The organism is Nocardia sp. NPDC004573, from assembly GCF_053602135.1.
In genome coordinates, this window is the sequence record NZ_JBSGDA010000017.1 from 104,873 (window position 1) to 122,912 (window position 18,040).

11 protein-coding genes and 1 pseudogene are annotated in these 18,040 nt (G+C 65.0%); 4 read left to right on the forward strand and 8 right to left on the reverse strand.

Annotation, left to right across the window (positions count from 1 at the left end):
- The first annotated feature begins 118 nt into the window (after positions 1 to 118).
- On the forward strand, positions 119 to 5,029 hold the full coding sequence (locus ACWEKR_RS24535) for a beta strand repeat-containing protein (RefSeq protein ID WP_452356454.1): 4,911 nt from the start codon (positions 119 to 121) through the stop codon (positions 5,027 to 5,029).
- A 249-nt stretch (positions 5,030 to 5,278) separates the two neighbouring features.
- Positions 5,279 to 6,586, forward strand: coding sequence for an IPT/TIG domain-containing protein (locus ACWEKR_RS24540; RefSeq protein WP_452356455.1), 1,308 nt, complete (start codon positions 5,279 to 5,281; stop codon positions 6,584 to 6,586).
- Positions 6,587 to 6,814: 228 nt separating this feature from the next.
- Here the strand turns inward: ACWEKR_RS24540 and ACWEKR_RS24545 are convergent, their stop codons facing one another.
- Positions 6,815 to 7,876: an acyl-CoA dehydrogenase gene (locus ACWEKR_RS24545; RefSeq protein WP_452356456.1), complete on the reverse strand. Its 1,062-nt coding sequence runs from the start codon at positions 7,874 to 7,876 to the stop codon at positions 6,815 to 6,817.
- A gap of 587 nt (positions 7,877 to 8,463) precedes the next feature.
- Between ACWEKR_RS24545 and ACWEKR_RS24550 the strand changes: the two genes are divergently transcribed.
- Complete coding sequence (locus ACWEKR_RS24550) at positions 8,464 to 10,470, forward strand: polyprenyl synthetase family protein (RefSeq protein ID WP_452356457.1); 2,007 nt, start codon at positions 8,464 to 8,466, stop codon at positions 10,468 to 10,470.
- A gap of 71 nt (positions 10,471 to 10,541) precedes the next feature.
- Here ACWEKR_RS24550 and ACWEKR_RS24555 read toward each other — a convergent pair whose 3' ends face one another.
- Both ACWEKR_RS24555 and ACWEKR_RS24560 read right to left on the reverse strand, forming a co-directional pair.
- Positions 10,542 to 11,354: a hypothetical protein gene (locus ACWEKR_RS24555; protein ID WP_452356458.1), complete on the reverse strand. Its 813-nt coding sequence runs from the start codon at positions 11,352 to 11,354 to the stop codon at positions 10,542 to 10,544.
- Positions 11,354 to 11,977, reverse strand: a complete 624-nt coding sequence (locus ACWEKR_RS24560) for an ABC transporter ATP-binding protein (protein WP_452356497.1) — start codon at positions 11,975 to 11,977, stop codon at positions 11,354 to 11,356. Before ACWEKR_RS24560 ends, ACWEKR_RS24555 begins: the two co-directional genes overlap by 1 nt.
- A gap of 75 nt (positions 11,978 to 12,052) precedes the next feature.
- On the opposite strand from ACWEKR_RS24560, the pseudogene ACWEKR_RS24565 reads away from it, so the two are divergent.
- Positions 12,053 to 12,274, forward strand: a pseudogene (locus tag ACWEKR_RS24565) (transposase); the annotation flags it as partial.
- A 165-nt stretch (positions 12,275 to 12,439) separates the two neighbouring features.
- On the opposite strand, the gene ACWEKR_RS24570 reads toward ACWEKR_RS24565, so the two are convergent.
- From ACWEKR_RS24570 to ACWEKR_RS24590, 5 genes are all read right to left on the reverse strand, one after another.
- Positions 12,440 to 13,009, reverse strand: a complete 570-nt coding sequence (locus tag ACWEKR_RS24570) for an HIT domain-containing protein (protein ID WP_452356459.1) — start codon at positions 13,007 to 13,009, stop codon at positions 12,440 to 12,442.
- Between the two features lie 1,126 nt (positions 13,010 to 14,135).
- Positions 14,136 to 15,542 (reverse strand): FAD-binding oxidoreductase, encoded by a 1,407-nt coding sequence (locus ACWEKR_RS24575; protein WP_452356460.1) that lies wholly within the window; start codon positions 15,540 to 15,542, stop codon positions 14,136 to 14,138.
- Between the two features lie 7 nt (positions 15,543 to 15,549).
- Positions 15,550 to 17,082, reverse strand: a complete 1,533-nt coding sequence (locus ACWEKR_RS24580) for an amino acid permease (RefSeq protein ID WP_452356461.1) — start codon at positions 17,080 to 17,082, stop codon at positions 15,550 to 15,552.
- A gap of 64 nt (positions 17,083 to 17,146) precedes the next feature.
- A complete protein-coding gene (locus tag ACWEKR_RS24585) occupies positions 17,147 to 17,467 on the reverse strand; it encodes a hypothetical protein (RefSeq protein WP_452356462.1) in 321 nt (106 codons plus the stop codon).
- A gap of 32 nt (positions 17,468 to 17,499) precedes the next feature.
- Complete coding sequence (locus ACWEKR_RS24590) at positions 17,500 to 17,937, reverse strand: VOC family protein (RefSeq protein ID WP_452356463.1); 438 nt, start codon at positions 17,935 to 17,937, stop codon at positions 17,500 to 17,502.
- Positions 17,938 to 18,040 lie beyond the last annotated feature (103 nt).

Genomic DNA, 18,040 nt, shown 5'->3' on the forward strand with positions numbered 1-18,040 from the left:
GCAGACATGTTGCCCAGCAACTAGTCGTGGGGCGTTAATGGAAGAGCGGGCCGCAAATCGAGTCGTGCACCAATCCGGTGCAGAGCAACCAGCATCACAGCGACTAGGAGGCTCCGCCATGCCTACGATCACTTCCATTTCCCCCGTGTCGGGTCCAACGACGGGGGGGAACAGCGTCACGATAACCGGCACCGGATTCACCGGTCCCACGACGGTCAGATTCGGCACCACGGCAACCACATTCACGCTGAACTCCTCCACCCAGATCACGGCCATCGCGCCCGCTGGGTCAGCGGGTACCGTCCAGGTCACCGTCACCACCGCGGCCGGGACCAGCAACGGGGTTTCCTATACCTATCTGCCTGTTCCCTCCCTGAGCAGTGTCAGTCCCAGCCAAGGGTCGACTTCGGGTGGGACGACGGTCACCCTCACCGGTTCGGGCCTGACCGGAGTCACCGCGGTCAATTTCGGTAGCACACCGGCTACTTCGTTCACGGTCAATTCCGACACCCAGATCACTGCCGTCTCCCCGGCCGGGACCGGCATCGTGTCGATCACCGTGACCGGGCCGGGTGGTACCAGCAACCCGGTCACCTTCGTCTATGTCATCGTCCCGACCATTACATCCATCTCGCCGACCGCGGGACCCGCGTCGGGCGGCAACAGTGTCGTGATCACCGGCACCAACTTCACCGGCCCGCTGACGGTACGGTTCGGCAGCACCGCAACACTTTTCACCGTCAATTCGCCTACTCAGATCACGGCCACCGCTCCCGCCGGGTCGCCCGGTACCGTCCAGGTCACGGTCACCGGCTCGGGTGGAACCAGCAACGGCGTCGCCTACACCTATGCCGGAGTTCCCAGCCTCACGTCGCTCACCCCGAGTTCGGGGCCGGTCACCGGCGGCACAACGGTCGTGCTCACCGGCACGGGGCTGTCCACCACCAGCGCGGTCACTTTCGGTGGTACACCGGCGACCTCGTTCACGGTCAATTCCAGCACGCAGGTCACGGCGGTCGCTCCCGCGGGGACAGGGACGGTACAGGTCACCGTCACCACTGCTGGTGGCACCAGCAATGGACTCCCCTATACCTACGTCGCCGTGCCCACCGTGACCTCGGTGGTGCCGAATTCCGGACCAGCGGCGGGCGGAACGACGGTCGTGCTCACCGGAACAGGATTCACCGGAGCCACAGCCGTCACTTTCGGTGGCACACCGGCTACTTCGTTCACGGTCAACTCCGCGACCCAGATCACCGCCGTCGCACCCGCTGGAACAGGAACCGTACAAGTCACCGTCACCACCGCAGGCGGAACCAGCAACGGGGTGTCCTACACCTATATCCCCGTACCGACTCTGACCACAGTGGTCCCCAGTTCGGGACCAGTGACCGGCGGAACGACAGTGGTCCTGACCGGAACAGGGTTCACCGGAGCCACCGCGGTCAACTTCGGTGCCACACCAGCTACTTCGTTCACGGTCAACTCCGCGACCCAGATCACCGCCGTCGCACCCGCCGGAACAGGAACCGTACAAGTCACCGTCACCAACGCAGGCGGAACCAGCAACGGCGTCGCCTACACCTACGTCCCAGCTCCCACTCTGACCACCGTGGTGCCCAGTGCGGGGCCGGTCACCGGCGGAACCACAGTCGTCCTCACGGGGACCAACCTCACCGGAACTACAGCCGTCACTTTCGGTGCCACACCGGCAACCTCGTTCACGGTCAACTCCGCGACCCAGATCACCGCCGTCGCACCCGCCGGAACAGGAACCGTACAAGTCACCGCCACCACCGCAGGCGGAACCAGCAACGGCGTCGCCTACACCTACGTCCCAGCTCCCACCCTGACCACCGTGGTGCCCAGTGCGGGGCCGGTCACCGGCGGAACCACAGTCGTCCTCACGGGGACCAACCTCACCGGAACTACAGCCGTCACTTTCGGTGCCACACCGGCAACCTCGTTCACGGTCAACTCCGCGACCCAGATCACCGCCGTCGCACCCGCCGGAACAGGAACCGTACAAGTCACCGCCACCACCGCAGGCGGAACCAGCAACGGCGTCGCCTACACCTACGTCCCAGCTCCGACCCTGACCACCGTGGTGCCCAGTGCGGGGCCGGTCACCGGCGGAACCACAGTCGTCCTCACGGGGACCAATCTGACCGGCACAACAGCCGTCACTTTCGGTGCCACACCGGCAACGTCGTTCACGGTCGACTCCGCGACCCAGATCACCGCGGTCACCCCGGCGGGGACGGGGTCCATCGCGGTCACCGTCACGACGGTAGGTGGAACCAGTAACGGGGTCACGTACACCTATGTCGCGGTTCCCACGCTCAGCACGGTGGCGCCGAGTTCCGGTCCGGTCACCGGCGGTACAACGGTCGTTCTCACCGGGACAGGGCTGACCGGAACGACGGCGGTGGCTTTCGGTGGCACACCGGCTACGTCGTTCACCGTCGACTCCGCCACCCAGATCACCGCGGTCGCGCCCGCCGGAACCGGGACCGTGCAGGTCACCGCCACCACCGCGGGCGGAACCAGCAACGGCGTCGCTTACACCTATGTCCCAGCTCCCACTCTGACCACCGTGGTACCCAGTGCGGGGCCGGTCACCGGCGGGACGACGGTCGTTCTCACGGGGACCAACCTGACCGGGGCCACAGCCGTCACTTTCGGTGCGACACCGGCGGCCTCGTTCACGGTCGACTCCGCCACCCAGATCACCGCGGTCACCCCAGCGGGGACGGGGTCCGTCGCGGTCACCGTCACGACGGTAGGTGGAACCAGTAACGGCGTCACGTACACCTACGTCCCCGTTCCCACACTGGCCACCGTGGTACCGAGTGCGGGTCCGGTCACCGGCGGTACGACGGTCGTCCTGACCGGGACCGGATTGACCGGGGCAACCGCGGTCAGTTTCGGTGCGACACCGGCTACGTCGTTCACCGTCGACTCCGCCACCCAGATCACCGCGGTCGCGCCCGCCGGAACCGGGACCGTGCAGGTCACCGCCACCACCGCGGGCGGAACCACCAACGGCGTCGCCTACACCTACGTTCCGGCCCCCGCCCTGACCACGGTGGTGCCGAATTCGGGGCCGGAGGGTGGTGGGACAACCGTCGTTCTCGCCGGGACCAACCTCACCGGTACGACAGCCGTCGCTTTCGGTGCGACACCGGCGGCTTCGTTCACGGTCGACTCCGCGACCCAGATCACCGCGGTCGCGCCCGCCGGAACCGGGACCGTGCAGGTCACCGCCACCACCGCGGGCGGTACCAGCAATGGTGTCGCCTACACCTACGTTCCGGCCCCCGCGCTGACCACGGTGGTGCCGAGTTCAGGTCCGGTCAGCGGAGGCACGACAGTCGTTCTCACCGGGACCAACCTCACCGGTACGACAGCCGTCGCTTTCGGTGCGACACCGGCAACGTCGTTCACGGTCGACTCCCCGACGCAGATCACGGCGATCTCACCGGCCGGAACGGGGACAGTGCAGGTCACCGCCACTACCGTGGGCGGGACCAGCAACGGCGTGGCCTACACCTACGTTCCGGCTCCGGCGCTGACCACGGTGGCACCGAACTCGGGAACCGCAGCGGGCGGGACGACGGTTGTCCTCACCGGAACCGATCTGACCGGGGCAACCTCGGTCGGTTTCGGTGCGACACCGGCAACCTCGTTCACCGTGGATTCCCCCACACAGATCACGGCCGTCACTCCCGCCGGAACCGGGACGTTGCAGGTCACCGCCACCACCGCGGGCGGCACCAGCAACGGCGTCGCTTACACCTATATTCCGGTTCCCGCTCTCAGCAATGCGGTTCCCAGTTCGGGACCGGTGGCGGGTGGGACGACGGTCGTGCTGACCGGATCGGATCTGACGGGAGCGACCGCGGTCGGTTTCGGTGCGACACCGGCGGCTTCGTTCACGGTCGACTCCCCGACGCAGATCACGGCGGTCTCTCCGGCCGGAACGGGGACAGTGCAGGTTACCGCCACTACCCCCGGTGGTACCAGCAATGGTGTGGCCTTCACCTTTGTTCCGGTTCCCACAGTGACCACGGTGGTGCCCAATTCCGGAACAGCAGCGGGCGGCACGACGGTCGTGCTCACCGGAACGGATCTGACCGGAGCGACCGACGTCAGTTTCGACGGGAACCCGGCGACGTCGTTCACCGTCGACTCTCCCACACAGATCACAGCCGTCACTCCCGCCGGAACAGGAACGGCGCAGGTCACCGTCACCACCGTGGGTGGTACCAGTAGCGGCGTCTCCTACTCCTATGTCCCGGCCCTGAGTTCGGCGTTCCCCTTCCAAGGGCCAGAAGCAGGCGGAAATCAGGTCTTCCTCACGGGGAATGGCCTGACCGGGGTCACCGCGGTCGCCTTCGGCGCGACACCGGCAACGTCGTTCACGGTCGACTCCGACACGCTGATCACGGCCTTCGCCCCGGCGGGGACGGGCACCGTGCAGGTCACCGCCACCGGCCCGAATGGCACCAGCAACGGCGTGTCCTACACCTATATCCCGGTGCCCACCCTCACCTCGGACAGCCCCACCTCAGGGCCCGAATCAGGCGGTAACACGGTCACCCTGACCGGAACGGGCCTGTCCACTACGGGCGCGGTCATGTTCGGTATCTCCGCGTCCGACTTCACCGTCGTCTCCGATACACAGATCACCGCGACCGCTGTTCCGGGGACAGGGACTGTGCAGATCACTGTCATCACGGCGGGCGGAACCAGCAACGGTGTCACGTACACCTATGTCCCGGCGCCCACGCTGAGTACGGCCAACCCGAATTCGGGGGCGGCAGCGGGCGGCACGACGGTAGTTCTCACCGGAACCGATCTGACCGGCGCCACCGCAGTCGATTTCGGTGCGACACCGGCGGCTTCGTTCACGGTCGACTCCGCGACCCAGATCACGGCAGTCTCTCCCGCCGGAACCGGCACCGTGCAGATCACCGCGACGACAGGAGGTGGGACGAGTAACGGCGTCGCCTACACCTTCATCTGACAGGTGATTCGGCTGGGCCGCCGGCACGATGTGCCGGCGGCCCGGTCTCGTGTCCTCCTGCCCCTTCGGAAACGATGCTCGACAAGATAGCGGCTGCCGCTCGAAAGCCGAATTGGAAACGGACTAAACCGGATCGAAGATGCATTGCTCGGCAACCGGTGCAGGGGCGTTAATGGAAAAGGCGGGCCGCCGACACCACCGAGCACCACACGGTGCCCAGGAACTATTCAGCAATAGAGGGGCAGCGCCATGCCTACCATCACTTCCCTCGCCCCGATGTCCGGCCCCGCGACGGGGGGTACCAGCGTCACGATCACCGGTACCGGCTTCGCCGATACCACAAGCGTGCAATTCGGTACCACGTCAGCCGCCTTCACCATCGATTCCCCCACGCAGATCACCGCCACCGCTCCCGCGGGGACGGGCACCGTGCAGGTCACCGTCACCGGCCCGGGTGGAACCAGTAATGATGTCTCCTATACGTATTCACCATGCGCGAGTACCACGACCATTACCGTGACCGGGACGCTGCAGTTCACCATCACGAAGACGGGTAACTGTACTCCCTGCAGCTGTGCCGCGGCTCCCACTCTCACCGCGGTCGGTCCGAGTGCGGGCCCGGAGGCCGGCGGGACAACCGTCACTTTGACCGGGACGAACTTGACCGGAGCCATCGCGGTCGGTTTCGGTGTGACACCGGCGACTTCGTTCACCGTGGACTCCGCCGGCCAGATCACGGCCGTCGCCCCGGCGGGGACGGGCACCGTGCAGGTCACCGTCACCACACCGGGCGGCACCAGCAACGCGGTCTTCTACACCTATGTTCCGGCTCCCGCTCTGACGTCGGTCAGCCCGAGTTCGGGCTCGGCCGCAGGCGGGACCACAGTCACGCTCACCGGTACGAACCTGTCCACTGCCAGTGCGGTCTTGTTCGGAAGTACGGCGGCGACGTCGTTCACTGTCGATTCCGATACGCAGATCACGGCCGTCTCCCCGGCGGGGACGGGCACCGTGCAGGTCACCGTCACCGCTGTGGGTGGTGCCAGCAACGGCGTCTCCTACGCCTATGTCCCGGCACTGGCGTCGATCTTCCAGTTCCAGGGTCCGGAAGCAGGCGGACACCTCGTCTACCTCAACGGGAGCGGCCTGACCGGAGTCACCGCGGTCACGTTCGGAAGCACGCCGGCGACGTCGTTCACCGTCGACTCCGATACGGAGATCGCTGTTTTCACTCCTGCCGGAACGGGTACGGTCCAGGTCACCGCCACCGGACCGAATGGAACCAGCAACGGCGTGTCCTACACCTATGTTCCGGTTCCCGCTCTGACGTCGGTCAACCCGGCGTCGGGACCCGAAGCAGGCGGGAACATGGTTGTCCTCACCGGGACAGGTCTCGCTACCGGCGCATCGGTCCGGTTCGGCATCGTGGCATCCGACTTCACCGTGGATTCCGATACGCAGATCACCGCGATCGCTGTTCCCGGGACGGGGACGGTGGATATCACCGTCATCACCGCAGGTGGAACCAGTAACGGCGTCAGTTACACCTACGTCTGACAGGTGATGCGGCTGGGCCGTCGGCAAGTCGTTGCCGACGGCCCGGCCCGGGACGAGAAGGCCCGCCCAGCAAGGGCTCGCTGCGGTCCGGGCGGGCCCTGCCAGCACCAGGCCGCAGTGCGGACCACGGGTGTGGGGTCGACAGCCGGCCATGCTCCCGCGCCGTTTCCGCCTTCCGCCATCGCAACTCCGATCATGAGGTCTTCCGTTCTCCGCACTTGCGGCTGGTCAAGCCCGGGAGGACGCGGCCTTCCGCAAGGCAGCGAACATCGGGAACGAGTCATCGCCGAGCCAGCGCACCAGGTCCTCGACTTGTGCGTAGTAGCGGCGGAACGGCTCTGCGGTAATGGGACCGCCGTGCAACCGGTGACATTTGCTCATAGCCGCGGGCAGCTGTGCTGTGATCCAGTGAGCGAGCGTCCCGAGCTCGTCGCGGACCCGTTCGTCGTACTCGGGATGGTCGTCTCGGTGCGACAGCAACTGATTCGCCGATCGCGATGCTGTCTGCAACAGCCGCGACATGTCATGGACCTCTTCGAACTCCCGTCTTGCCGCGCGGACCTCGGCGGGCACCAGCCCGAACCGACGATGGATCCGGATGTGTTCGGTGAGCACCCTCAGCAGTCCTTTGAGCAACCCGTCGGCGACGGACCCGATTGTCGCCACCGCCAGCCGCTGCAACGTCGCGGCGCCGTCGATCAACAGCTGCTCTGCTGGGATCTCGGCCTGCTCCAAGTACACCGAATACTCCGGTGCACTACTCACACCGGGGCTTCGGACACACTTGACACCGGCTGCGCAGGAATCCACGACGGCCACCCCACAATCCGTGGGCACCAGAATCCAGCGCGCAGACCCGGCATACGGGACGCGCACCTTGTGACCGGTGATCCGCACCGACCCACCCTTGATCACCGCCACTGTTCTCGGGGTCGCCACACAAGGCGCACCGGGCTCGTTGAGCGCGGCAGTAAGTATCGCGCCCTGCGCTACAGCAAAGAGAATTCGCTGCGTCAAACTTTTCGGAGCGGCTTCCACCAGCGGTAGCACTCCGAAGCCGAATGTCGTCAATGCCGGCACTTGGACAGCGTCGGCGGCGAGCTCGGTGAGCATCGCCGATACCTCGAGCAGGCCCGTATCCTCCCCGCAGCGCTTGGGCAATGCGACCGAGAGCAGGCCGGACTCGGCGAGTTTCGGCCACAGCGTGAAATCACGCGCATTCTCGCGTTCGAGCACGCTCACGACAGCTTCGGCGACAGCATCCTCGCTGTCGACTCCCGTGAAACTCAAAATCACTCCTCTCCGAATCATCGATCGGCGCGGTTCGAGTTGTCGTTCGGTGGATCTGCCAGTCATGCCTCGGTCGGCAGCAAGCTGTTCGGTCTCTCGGTCGTCGAAACGTTTATCAACGGGCTGTAAACCGCAGCGTCAGCCACCTCGGGTAACAGTCGGTCGGTCGGTTTTTCTCCCACAACGTCTCGATGGATTATGCCGCGCCGAGTCGGCAAACGAACTCAACGACCGTCAACGGATTCCGCGTGGCGTGGCGTTCGTGACCTCAGCGGCACGGCTCGGTCCGCTCACCACCCGCTGCAGCCAACTCCGGCATCGCCCGGCAGCGGGACGGTGCCACGCCGTGACCAGCCCGCCTCGCGACGCTCGGTGGCCGTCGTGGCGGCACTGGCCACCAGTATGCTGCTGATCGCGCCCCTACGGACAGCGGATCGATATGCCCGCACTTGCCGCGGCCGGCCGTTGTAGACGCACGCTGGACATCGAAAACTGAGTAACGCCAACATATTCGGCCCAGTGATGATGAAATGCTCTTGATCGGCTGTGTTGTGGATGAGCGATGTACCCGAGTCAGGAGCGCGCGCGTGCCCAGTGAAATCGATTCTGCTGTCTTCCCGCATCTGGATGCCGACCTCGACCGCGTCCGAGCTGTCCTCGGCCCCGTGCGGTTCGAGGGCAGGCCCGAGCTGACCCCACTCACCGACGAGGGTCCGGACAGCTCCCGCCGCCTGGTTCGTCCCACTTTGACCTTATTGTCGTATTATCTGCTCACCGATCCGGCAACACCGGCCGATGACCGGGCCGTGCGCGCCGCTGCCGCCGTCGAGCTGCTGCATCTGGGATCGCTGTATCACGACGACGTCATCGACCATGCCTACCAGCGTCGGGGCCGTCCCAGCGCCAATGCGGTGTGGGGTTCGCATCTGGCGGTTTTGGCCGGTGACTGTGTGACGACGTCGGCCACACGCTTACTCGCCGAACTCGGCCGACGCGAGGTTCTCGCGGCGACCATCGCCAGTGAGCAGATGTGTACCGGCATGGTGATCGAGGCCGCGGATCAGTATGCGGCATCCCGCAGCGAGCAGGCCTACCTCGACTCGATCGACGGCAAGACCGCGGCGCTCCTGTCGCTGGCATGCCGGGTCGGCGCCATGCAGGCGGGGCGATCCGTGGATGAGGAAGAGGCTCTGACATCGTTCGGTCGACACTTCGGACTGGCCTACCAGCTGTATGACGACATCCTCGACCTGACCTCCACCGCCGAAGAAATGGGCAAGCCCGTCAACGCGGACCTGCCCGAGGGCATCTACACCTTGCCCGTGATCCGCGCGGCTGCCGTCAACCGGGACCTTGCCCGCCTGCTGCGCAGCGCAATGACCGCCGAGGAAGCTGCCCGTGCCCGGGAACTCGTCATCGCGTCCGGCGCCGTGACCGACGCGCATGCGCTGGCCGACGAATTCATGGACCAGGCAGCCGGTCGGCTTGCCGCCGTGGCTGTCGACCCGCGCGCCCGCCACGCGATGATCGCCTACGCCCGATCCATCCTCGACCGCAGAACTCCAGGCGCGCCTGCCACCTCGCGGTCGACGCAGCCACCAGCCGACGGAGAGGCATTCGCGCCCCCTGTCATGGCCTGGCTGCGAGAGTGGATGGCCGACACCGGCCTGATCGCCTCCCCGGACGAGTTCGATCGTCACCACCGGTGGGCAGGGGCATTCCGGTTCCCGATGCGGGTCGCCGCAGCGGTGGACACGCCCCGAGAACAGGCCTTCATCGGGATGGCCGCGCTGGCCATGGTGTGGGATGACATGTTCGAGGATCCCTGCTGGAGGGATCCGGAAGCTGTCACCGCCCTGCGGCGTGGACTGGTGGCCGTGCTGCGCCAGGATCCGCAGGCGCCGCTGTGTTCCGGCGCGATCGCGACCGCGTGGGCGAGTGTGTGGCCGCGTCTGCGCGAGGGCCGCACCATCGGCTGGCAGGAGCGGTTTCTCGACACCGTAGAAGAATGGTTCGAAGCCTGCGAACGCGAAGCCCACCATCGCATCGACGGCTACATCCCCACCACAGCCGATTACCTGCCGCTGCGGAAATCGACCTTCGGGGCCGACATCTTCCTCGCCTGCATGGAGGTGTACTACGACCTAGAACTGCCGTCGACGCTGCGTCGCCACCCTGTGTTCCGCCGTTTCGAGGAACTGCTCTTCGCGGTGACCGCGGCAGAGAACGATCTGGCGGGATTGGACCAGGACGAGGCCGACGACACTCCTTACAACCTGGTTCGCGCGATCTGCCACGAGACCGGATGCAGCCGTGACGAAGCCGTCGAGCAGGTGCGACACCAGGTGGCCGAGAAGCGTACTCAGATCGACGCGGTCATCCGTTATATCCCGCCGCTGCTGCGCATGATCCCCGGTCTGTCCGGCCGACGGAGCGAATACATGGCGATCTTCGAGAACAGTAAGAACATGGCGTTGCGGCTGCATCAGACCGATCGGTACACGCCGACCACATCTACCGCGACTCCGGACCTGGAACGCTTGCGCCGTGAACTCTATTACCCGGCCGCCGACCCGGCGCATATCGGAGCGTAAGCCCCGCACCGCCTGGCGAAACGGGTGCTCCCGTGCGGTTCATCAATTCGTTGTGCCGTGCGGGACACCGGTCATCGCTTCGCCGGCTGCCCGGGCGCGCCGATCGGCGCCGTGGCTCCGAGAGCCGAGCGGGTGCGCAGATGAAAAGCGACCAGCCCGACCAAGACGCTCGCGGTGAACCAGCCCAGCTGAACAGCCAAACCCGTGAACAGTGTGGCGTCGGAGAAACCGGCCGCGGTCGAAGCCTGCATGGCGCCGTAGGAAGGCAGCCACCGCACGACATCACTATCCGCGCCGATACTCGCCACGGGGTTTTGCACGACCATGTCGAAGCAGCTGAGCATCGCGATCGCGAACATGCCCTCCACCTCTCGACGCAGCAGCGTGCCGAACACGACACCCAGCGCCCCGTAGGTCATCGCGTCACAGAACAGCGCCGCGGCCAGCACGATCGGCTGGTGCGGCGACCAAGAGAAGCAGATCGCCACGGTGGCGTATACGCTGACCACCATCGCAGCCAGCACCAGGCAAGCGACCTTCGCCAGACCCAGAGCGACGCGGGGATACCCGGCCATACACAGACGACGGTCGAAAGCCCCGCTGCTGAAGGTCGCCGCGAACATCATGAACCCGATGATCAGGCAGACGGCGGTCATGGCACCCGAAATCTGAGCCAGTTCATTGCCTTTGGCCTGCAGGACCACACCGGTGTCTCGGAGCCGGAACGGTACCTGCGTATCGGTGATGATCACGCCCGCCAGCGTGACGAATACGGGGATGAAGACAGCGACCAGCAGCATGGCGAAGCGGTTACGCGCATGCTCCACCAGACCGTAGCGCGTGGCTATCACGAACAGCCGCACATTCTCGTTCCTCCGATCCATTACTCCCTGCCCTGTAGGACGCCGTCCTGCAATCGCCACACCTGATCCAGTCGATCGGTGTCGTAGGCCAGATGCGACACGACCAGAACCGAGCCGCCGGAGTCACGGAACTGCGCGACCAGATCCCAGAAACGCAGATACGTTTCCCAGTCGAAGCCCTGATACGGCTCGTCGAGGAGCAGAACCTGCGGGTCGTGCATCACCGCCAACGTCAGGTTGAGCTTCTGCCGGGTGCCACCGCTCAACGTCGCGACTCGCTCATCGGCGTACTCGGAGAAACGCAGAATCTCCATGGTCTGCTCGGCTCGACGCAGGTCGGGCACCGAATAAGCCGCGGCGAAGAGATTCAAGTGCTGACGAACTGTGAACGCCTCGTTCAAGATGACCTGCTGTGGGCAGTACCCGAACCGCCCACGATGGCGGACTACTCCATGGTCCGGTCGCAGCTCCCCCGAGAGAACCTTCAACAGTGTCGACTTGCCCGTCCCGTTCTCACCGACGACGCCTGCCACCGTCTTCGGCGGTAGGGCGAAATCGACGCCACGCAGCACCGGCCGCCTGCCGTACGAGTGGTGGACGCCCTCTACTTCCATCAACACCGCCTGCCGATGTAGTCGCGTCACCAACGCTCGAATACTACCCACAACTCACGAAACAATATGCGAGAAAAGCAGATTCACGCGATGAAGATCGTCATCATGCCCAAGCCGTTCCCCGAGGAGTTCCGTCGCGACGTAGTCGCGGTCGCCCGCAAGGGCGAAGCGCCGTTGACTCAGATCGCCAAGGATTTCGGCATCTCGCAGAGCTGCCTGACGAACTGGCCGAAGCGCGCCGGCGTCGAAGACAGGGCCCGGTCCGGCGCCATCCCGGACGAGTCCACCGAGCTGCGCGAGGCCCGCAAACGGATCCGGCAACTCGAATAGGAAGCCGAGGTCATGCGTCGGGCGGTCGTACTGTCGCAATAGTCCGTCCGCTGCGCCGCTACTTTGCGGCTCGGGCCGACTTCGGGATTCCAGAGCCAACGATGCAGATTGACCAGGTCAGAGGAAGACACTCAAAGAGATCGACAACTCATCGACTGTTGGTTACCCAGGTGGTTGTTCAGGGTTGGTCATCAGCTCCAGGCCGTCGCCTTCTTCGCGTATCAGGGCGTGGATGTGTAGGTGCCCAGCGGTTTGGGTGGCAGGTTCGCCGCGAGAAGTATTTATATCGACGTTGGGGTGGTCACGGGTCATCTCGACCATGCGAGCCATCGCCGCCCCGGAGACTTCGGGGTCGACAGAGACGTCGCGTACATGTTCTTTTGGGATGACCAACTGGTGTTTGCCGGGGATGACCGGGTCGAGGGGCACGATCCCCATCGCGTCGACCCAGTCTCGCACGACTTCGGCGGAAAATTCTCCGGAAATGACCTTACAGAATCCGCAGGGGTGCTCGGTCAGTTCCTTGTGGGGTCGTCCCTCTTGCTGTTTGGTCCACGGTAGCTTCAGGCCGTCGCCGAATTTGCGGGGCACGACATGAATGGGCCCGAAATCGGAGTCCAATCCACGGCGGGATGTGATGACGTTGGCCGAGGAAACCTCGGCGGCGAGTTCGGCGGCGTAGGCCATTCTCCTGTCGACGGAGGCCCCGGAGGGGCCGTCGGCGACAACCATGAGATGCCCGTCGACGAGGGGCGTATTCGGGCGCACTGCCAGTGCGCCGTTCCAACGCCGGTAAACTTTTCCCTGATCCCATTTCCAGTCGGGTATCGAAAATCCGGGTTGGTACTGCCCGGAGCCGGATCCATCAACGGAGATGCTGTGCCCGACCGGGCCCGTCCCCCGACTCGTCCCGCTTCGGTCGAAGGAGTGCGCTATTTGTGCGGCACCCCAAGGGTCGGCGTGAGTCCATGTCCGACTGACGGTCTTGAGAGCTTGCGCGCCTATCTCATCGCCACGGGTGGCGTCGGCGAGGTGTCGGGCCACACGGTACGCCTGGATGTCCAGCTTCTCGGTTGCGTACAGGAGCGCTCTCGCGATCCCTGTTGAAAGCATCCCGCCATGTGCCTTTCACGCTCTGCGCTACCTCCTGCGCAGTGATCAACGTTGTCGCTACCACTGCCCCAAGTGGACGTATTCTGCGTTCGTTGGGTCGGCTGCTCGGTCGGCGGCGCAGCCGCCGATCCCGTAGTCGGACCGTAGGCCGTACACGCGAGTTGGTAACCGCCGGAACCAGTTTCGATGATATCGCCACCGAAAGGGATTCGTTGTTTTTTGCGCCGATACTACTGAAACCCTCTGCGGTGCTCGCGATCCCTGTCCTTTTGAACCTCAGCGTCGGTGATCTGGCAGACCGCGACCCCCGGGGCCAGCGCGCAGGATCCTCGACGGCCCAGTGCGCGAAATCGAGGTAGCGTGCCCCGGACAAGCCCCAGCTCGTCCTTCGAGTTCAAATGCGGCACTGGCGGCTTCATCCGCTCACCGGCGGTGCTGGTGGTGCGCTCGACGGTGCTGAATTGCTCCTCCCAGAGCCGCACGACATCCGGCGCAAGCTGCCGGATGTCGACGCCAGGCCTCGAACCGAACCCAATATGTGGCGATGAACACGCAGATTACTTCTGTCGCGGGTCGCTCGCTAGCCCGAAGAATCGGGGGCCGGATCCGCCGTTGAACGGACACATTCCCGGTCTCTATCCCGATGGGCCCGCTCAGCAAATGCGGGGCCGGTTGAGCCATCGCGCGCAAAATTCAGGACCCGAGTACGCTGTTGTTTTGGCATGCCACTGCTGGGCCCCTGTTGTCAGTGGAGCGTGCCATTCCCCGTCGCACAAGTGGTTCTGTCCGGTCGCGCTGCTGGCAGGATGTGCGGATTGAGTATCAGTGGTGGGTCGATACTGTGCCGGATGGCCTTCATCACCTCGACGTCAACTGCGGAGCGGGCCAGGTGCATCCACGCCGCCTTGGATCTGCCGATGCCGTGCTCGGCGCTGATGCTCCCGTCGTGGGCGGCGACCAGCGCGAAGACGACGTCGGTGATCTCCCGGGTCTGCTCGGGATCGACATCCAGGAGATTGACGTGCACATTCCCATCGGCGACGTGGCCGAAGAAAATCAACCGCACGTCGGGGAACCCCACGGCGATGGCTCGGGTGAGCTCGGCGACGAAGGATTCCAGCTCGGCAAGCGGTGTGGTGATGTCCAGTTTGACCGGCGGTGTCGTCGAGGAAGCGTTGATCGATTCGGTGTGGCCTTCCCGATAGTCCCACAGGCGCGAGCTGTGCTCGATGGTGGCATCGATGATGAGATCACCTGCGCCTTCGAGGGTCTCGAGCACCATTGCTTCGGCGTCCGCCGGTCCGGACACCTCGGCCAGCAAGAAAAACGGCGTTTCGGTGCCCAGTGGTGGGCGGAGGTTGCGGTGATGGCGGACCAGACGTAGACCGGCATCGGTCATCAGCTCCGCGGCTTCGATGGTCAGGCCGGTTCGGCGCAGGGCGTCCAGCAGCGCGAGCGCCGATCCGATGGTCGGCACTCCGGCCAATGCGAGTTGGGTATGTGGCGGCGGCACTTGCAGTTTCATCAGCACGCGGGTGACGATCGCGAGCGTTCCCTCCGAGCCCGCCAGCAGGCTCGGCAAGTGATAACCCACGTTGTCCTTGGTGAAGGTCTTCCACCGGGTGAGCACGCTGCCATCGGAGATCACCGCTTCGATTCCGAGCAGCTGGGCTCGGGTATCGCCGTACTTGATTACGCGCACACCGCCCGCGTTCGTCGCGACGATCCCGCCCAGGGTCGCCGAGTCGCGCGAGGCGAGGTCGACGCCGAAGATGAGGCCCGCTTCGCGCGCGGCCGCCTGCGCCCGGGCGACGGTGACCCCGGCACCGGCGGCGATGGTGTGACCGATGGGATCCACGGCGGTGATGGAGTCCAGGCGAGCGAGGCTCAGGACAATCTCGCCGTGCAGCGGGATGGAACCACCCACGAGCCCGGTGTTGCCGCCCTGCGGGACGACTCCGATGCCTGCGCGTCGGCAGACCCGGATCACGCGGGCAACTTCCTCAGTGTCAGCAGGCCGAACCACAGCCGTGGTCGTGCCGTGCCAGCGACCCGTCCAGTCGGCAACATAGCGGGCCGTCGTGTCGCGGTCGGTGAGAACATGTGCCGAGCCGACGATTTCGGCGAGTTCGGCGACGATGTCTATGGTCAATGCCGGACTACTCCTTCTCGGATCCGTCGCGAACGGGGTTGGTGTCGCCAGCCGCGGAGGTGTATGCCGACAGCTCGACGCGGACCGGGAACTGCCCGGTGATGCCCTCGCGTTCCCGAGCGATGCGCAGCACCCGCCCTCGGGTCAGAAACCACCCGCCGACCAGCGCCGGGATCATGATCAACCCGGCGGCGATCACCGCTCCGCGCTGCACCTGGTCTTCGCTGAAGGCCATCAACGCGACTACTGTGGCGAGGAATAGCAGCGTCGCTATGCTCGTGTAAGGTGCACCCACCAACCGGAACGACGGGCGCTCGACCCGCCCCTGCCGCCACCAATACCACAGTCGCAACTGGCAGAGCACGATGGCCGCCCAGGACGACAGCGTACCGAGGGCCGACATGTTCAGCACGATCTCATAGGCCTTCTCCGGCACCGCCGCGTTCAGTCCGACACCGATCAGCGCGATCGCTCCGGTCGCGAGAATGCCGACGTAGGGCACGCCGCCGCGGGACATACGTGAGGCCGCCGACGGCGCACTGCCATTCACCGACATCGACCGCAGAATGCGCCCTGTGGAGTAAAGACCGGCGTTCAGACTGGAGAACGCCGCGGTGAGCACCACCAGATTCATGATCGAATCCGCGCCTCGGACACCGAGTTTCGAGAAGAACGTGACGAACGGACTGGTCCCGGGCACAAACGCGGTGTACGGCAGCAAGAGCCCCAGCAGCACGAGGGAGCCGACATAGAACAGGGCGATCCGCGCGATGACCGAGTTGATCGCGCGCGGCATGATCTTAGCGGGGTTCTCCGCCTCCCCTGCCGCCGTGCCGACCAATTCGACTGCGGAGTAGGCGAATACGACGCCCGTGGTGACAGTCACCAGCGGCAACAGCCCGGTGGGGAACAACCCACCGTGATCAGCGATGACTCCGACGCCCGTCGGCTCACCCTGCAGGGACGAGCGGCTCGCGAGGAAAATCGTGCCGACGATCAGGAACATCACCAGCGCCGCGACCTTGATCAGCGCCGCCCAGAACTCCAGCTCACCGAACCAGCGCACCGACACCAGATTGATGCTCACCACGAGCGCCAGCGCCACCAGCGCGATCGACCATTGCGGGATGACCTCGAAGACACCCCAGTAGTGCACGTAGGTCGCGATGGCAGTGATGTCGACGATCCCGCTCATGCACCAGTGGAAGAAGTACATCCAGCCGACGCCGAAGGCAAGTTTCTCGCCATAGAACTCGCGGGCGTAGGAGACGAACGACCCTGAGGAAGGACGATGGAGCACGAGTTCGCCGAGTGCCCGCAGGATGAAGAACACGAATACCCCGCAGACCGCGTACACCAGGAACAACCCAGGCCCCGCTGTGTGAAGCCGACCGGCCGACCCGAGGAACAGCCCGGTACCGATGGCGCCACCGATGGCGATCATCTGCAGCTGACGCGGACGCAGCGTCTTGTGGTAGCCGACATCCTCCGCTTGCAGCGCATCCGCAGGCGCCGCTTCGCCACGCCGAGTCGTCACCATAGAGAGCCCTCCCCAGTGCCAGTCGGCGATTCCGCTGGTCAATGTACCGTCAGTCAACGGTACACTAAATGCGGCACGGCCCGCCCCGAATCGCCCCCAACGTGATGACGCCGGAAGAACTGTCAGGTGTAAATGCGCCTCGCCTGCGCAGATACCGGGTCATCTTCCGACGGTCATGCGTGCACTCGATACCGCCGAACGCGAGCGCATCGAGCTCGAACGCGTCGACGCACGCGAAAACAACCTGACAGACGAGCAACGCCGCCAACTCGAACTCGAACGAGACCTCGACGCCCGGGAGCGCCTGCTCATCGAACACGAGCGCGCCCGCGAATCGCGTGGGCTGGAACTGGCCGGCCGCACCCAAGGCTTGAATACGCGGCACGTCGTTTTCGGTTCAGCAGCGACGAACTCGAGTCAGCGGTCGGCGAAAATCCCTACGAGCATGCCGGTGGCTTGGCCGATCTCGATCAGGTAGCCATCTGGATCACGCAGGTAGCAACGGATTTCGGCTTTGCGGTCGAGCGGCTCGGTAAGAAATTCTGCACCCTTGCCTCGTGCGTCGGCATAGAAAGTGGCGATGTCTGCTACACGCACGTTCAAGAATGCCGACACGGGATCGGTCGGCTCGGGCGGGCGCAACACGATGTCTGGTTTGTCTGGAGTTGGTCCGCCGCCGGGGTTCATGATGATCCAGCTATTGGCGACTTTGACGACGCAGGGGTTCTCCTCCAGCACCACACGTCCGCTGAAGATATCGGCGTAGAAGGTCCGAGAGCGGGCCACGTCGGACACAGTCAGGAAGTGGGTCACCAGTATCCCCTGGTCGGGGGCGGGAAAGTCAGTACTGTTCATGAACGCTGCCGCCTTCCGCGGTCGGTACGGTGCGGTGTGCTGTCGCGATGGTTACAGGCTTCCGCGGTCCGCGACAACGGCTGCCGATCATGCGGTCGGATGG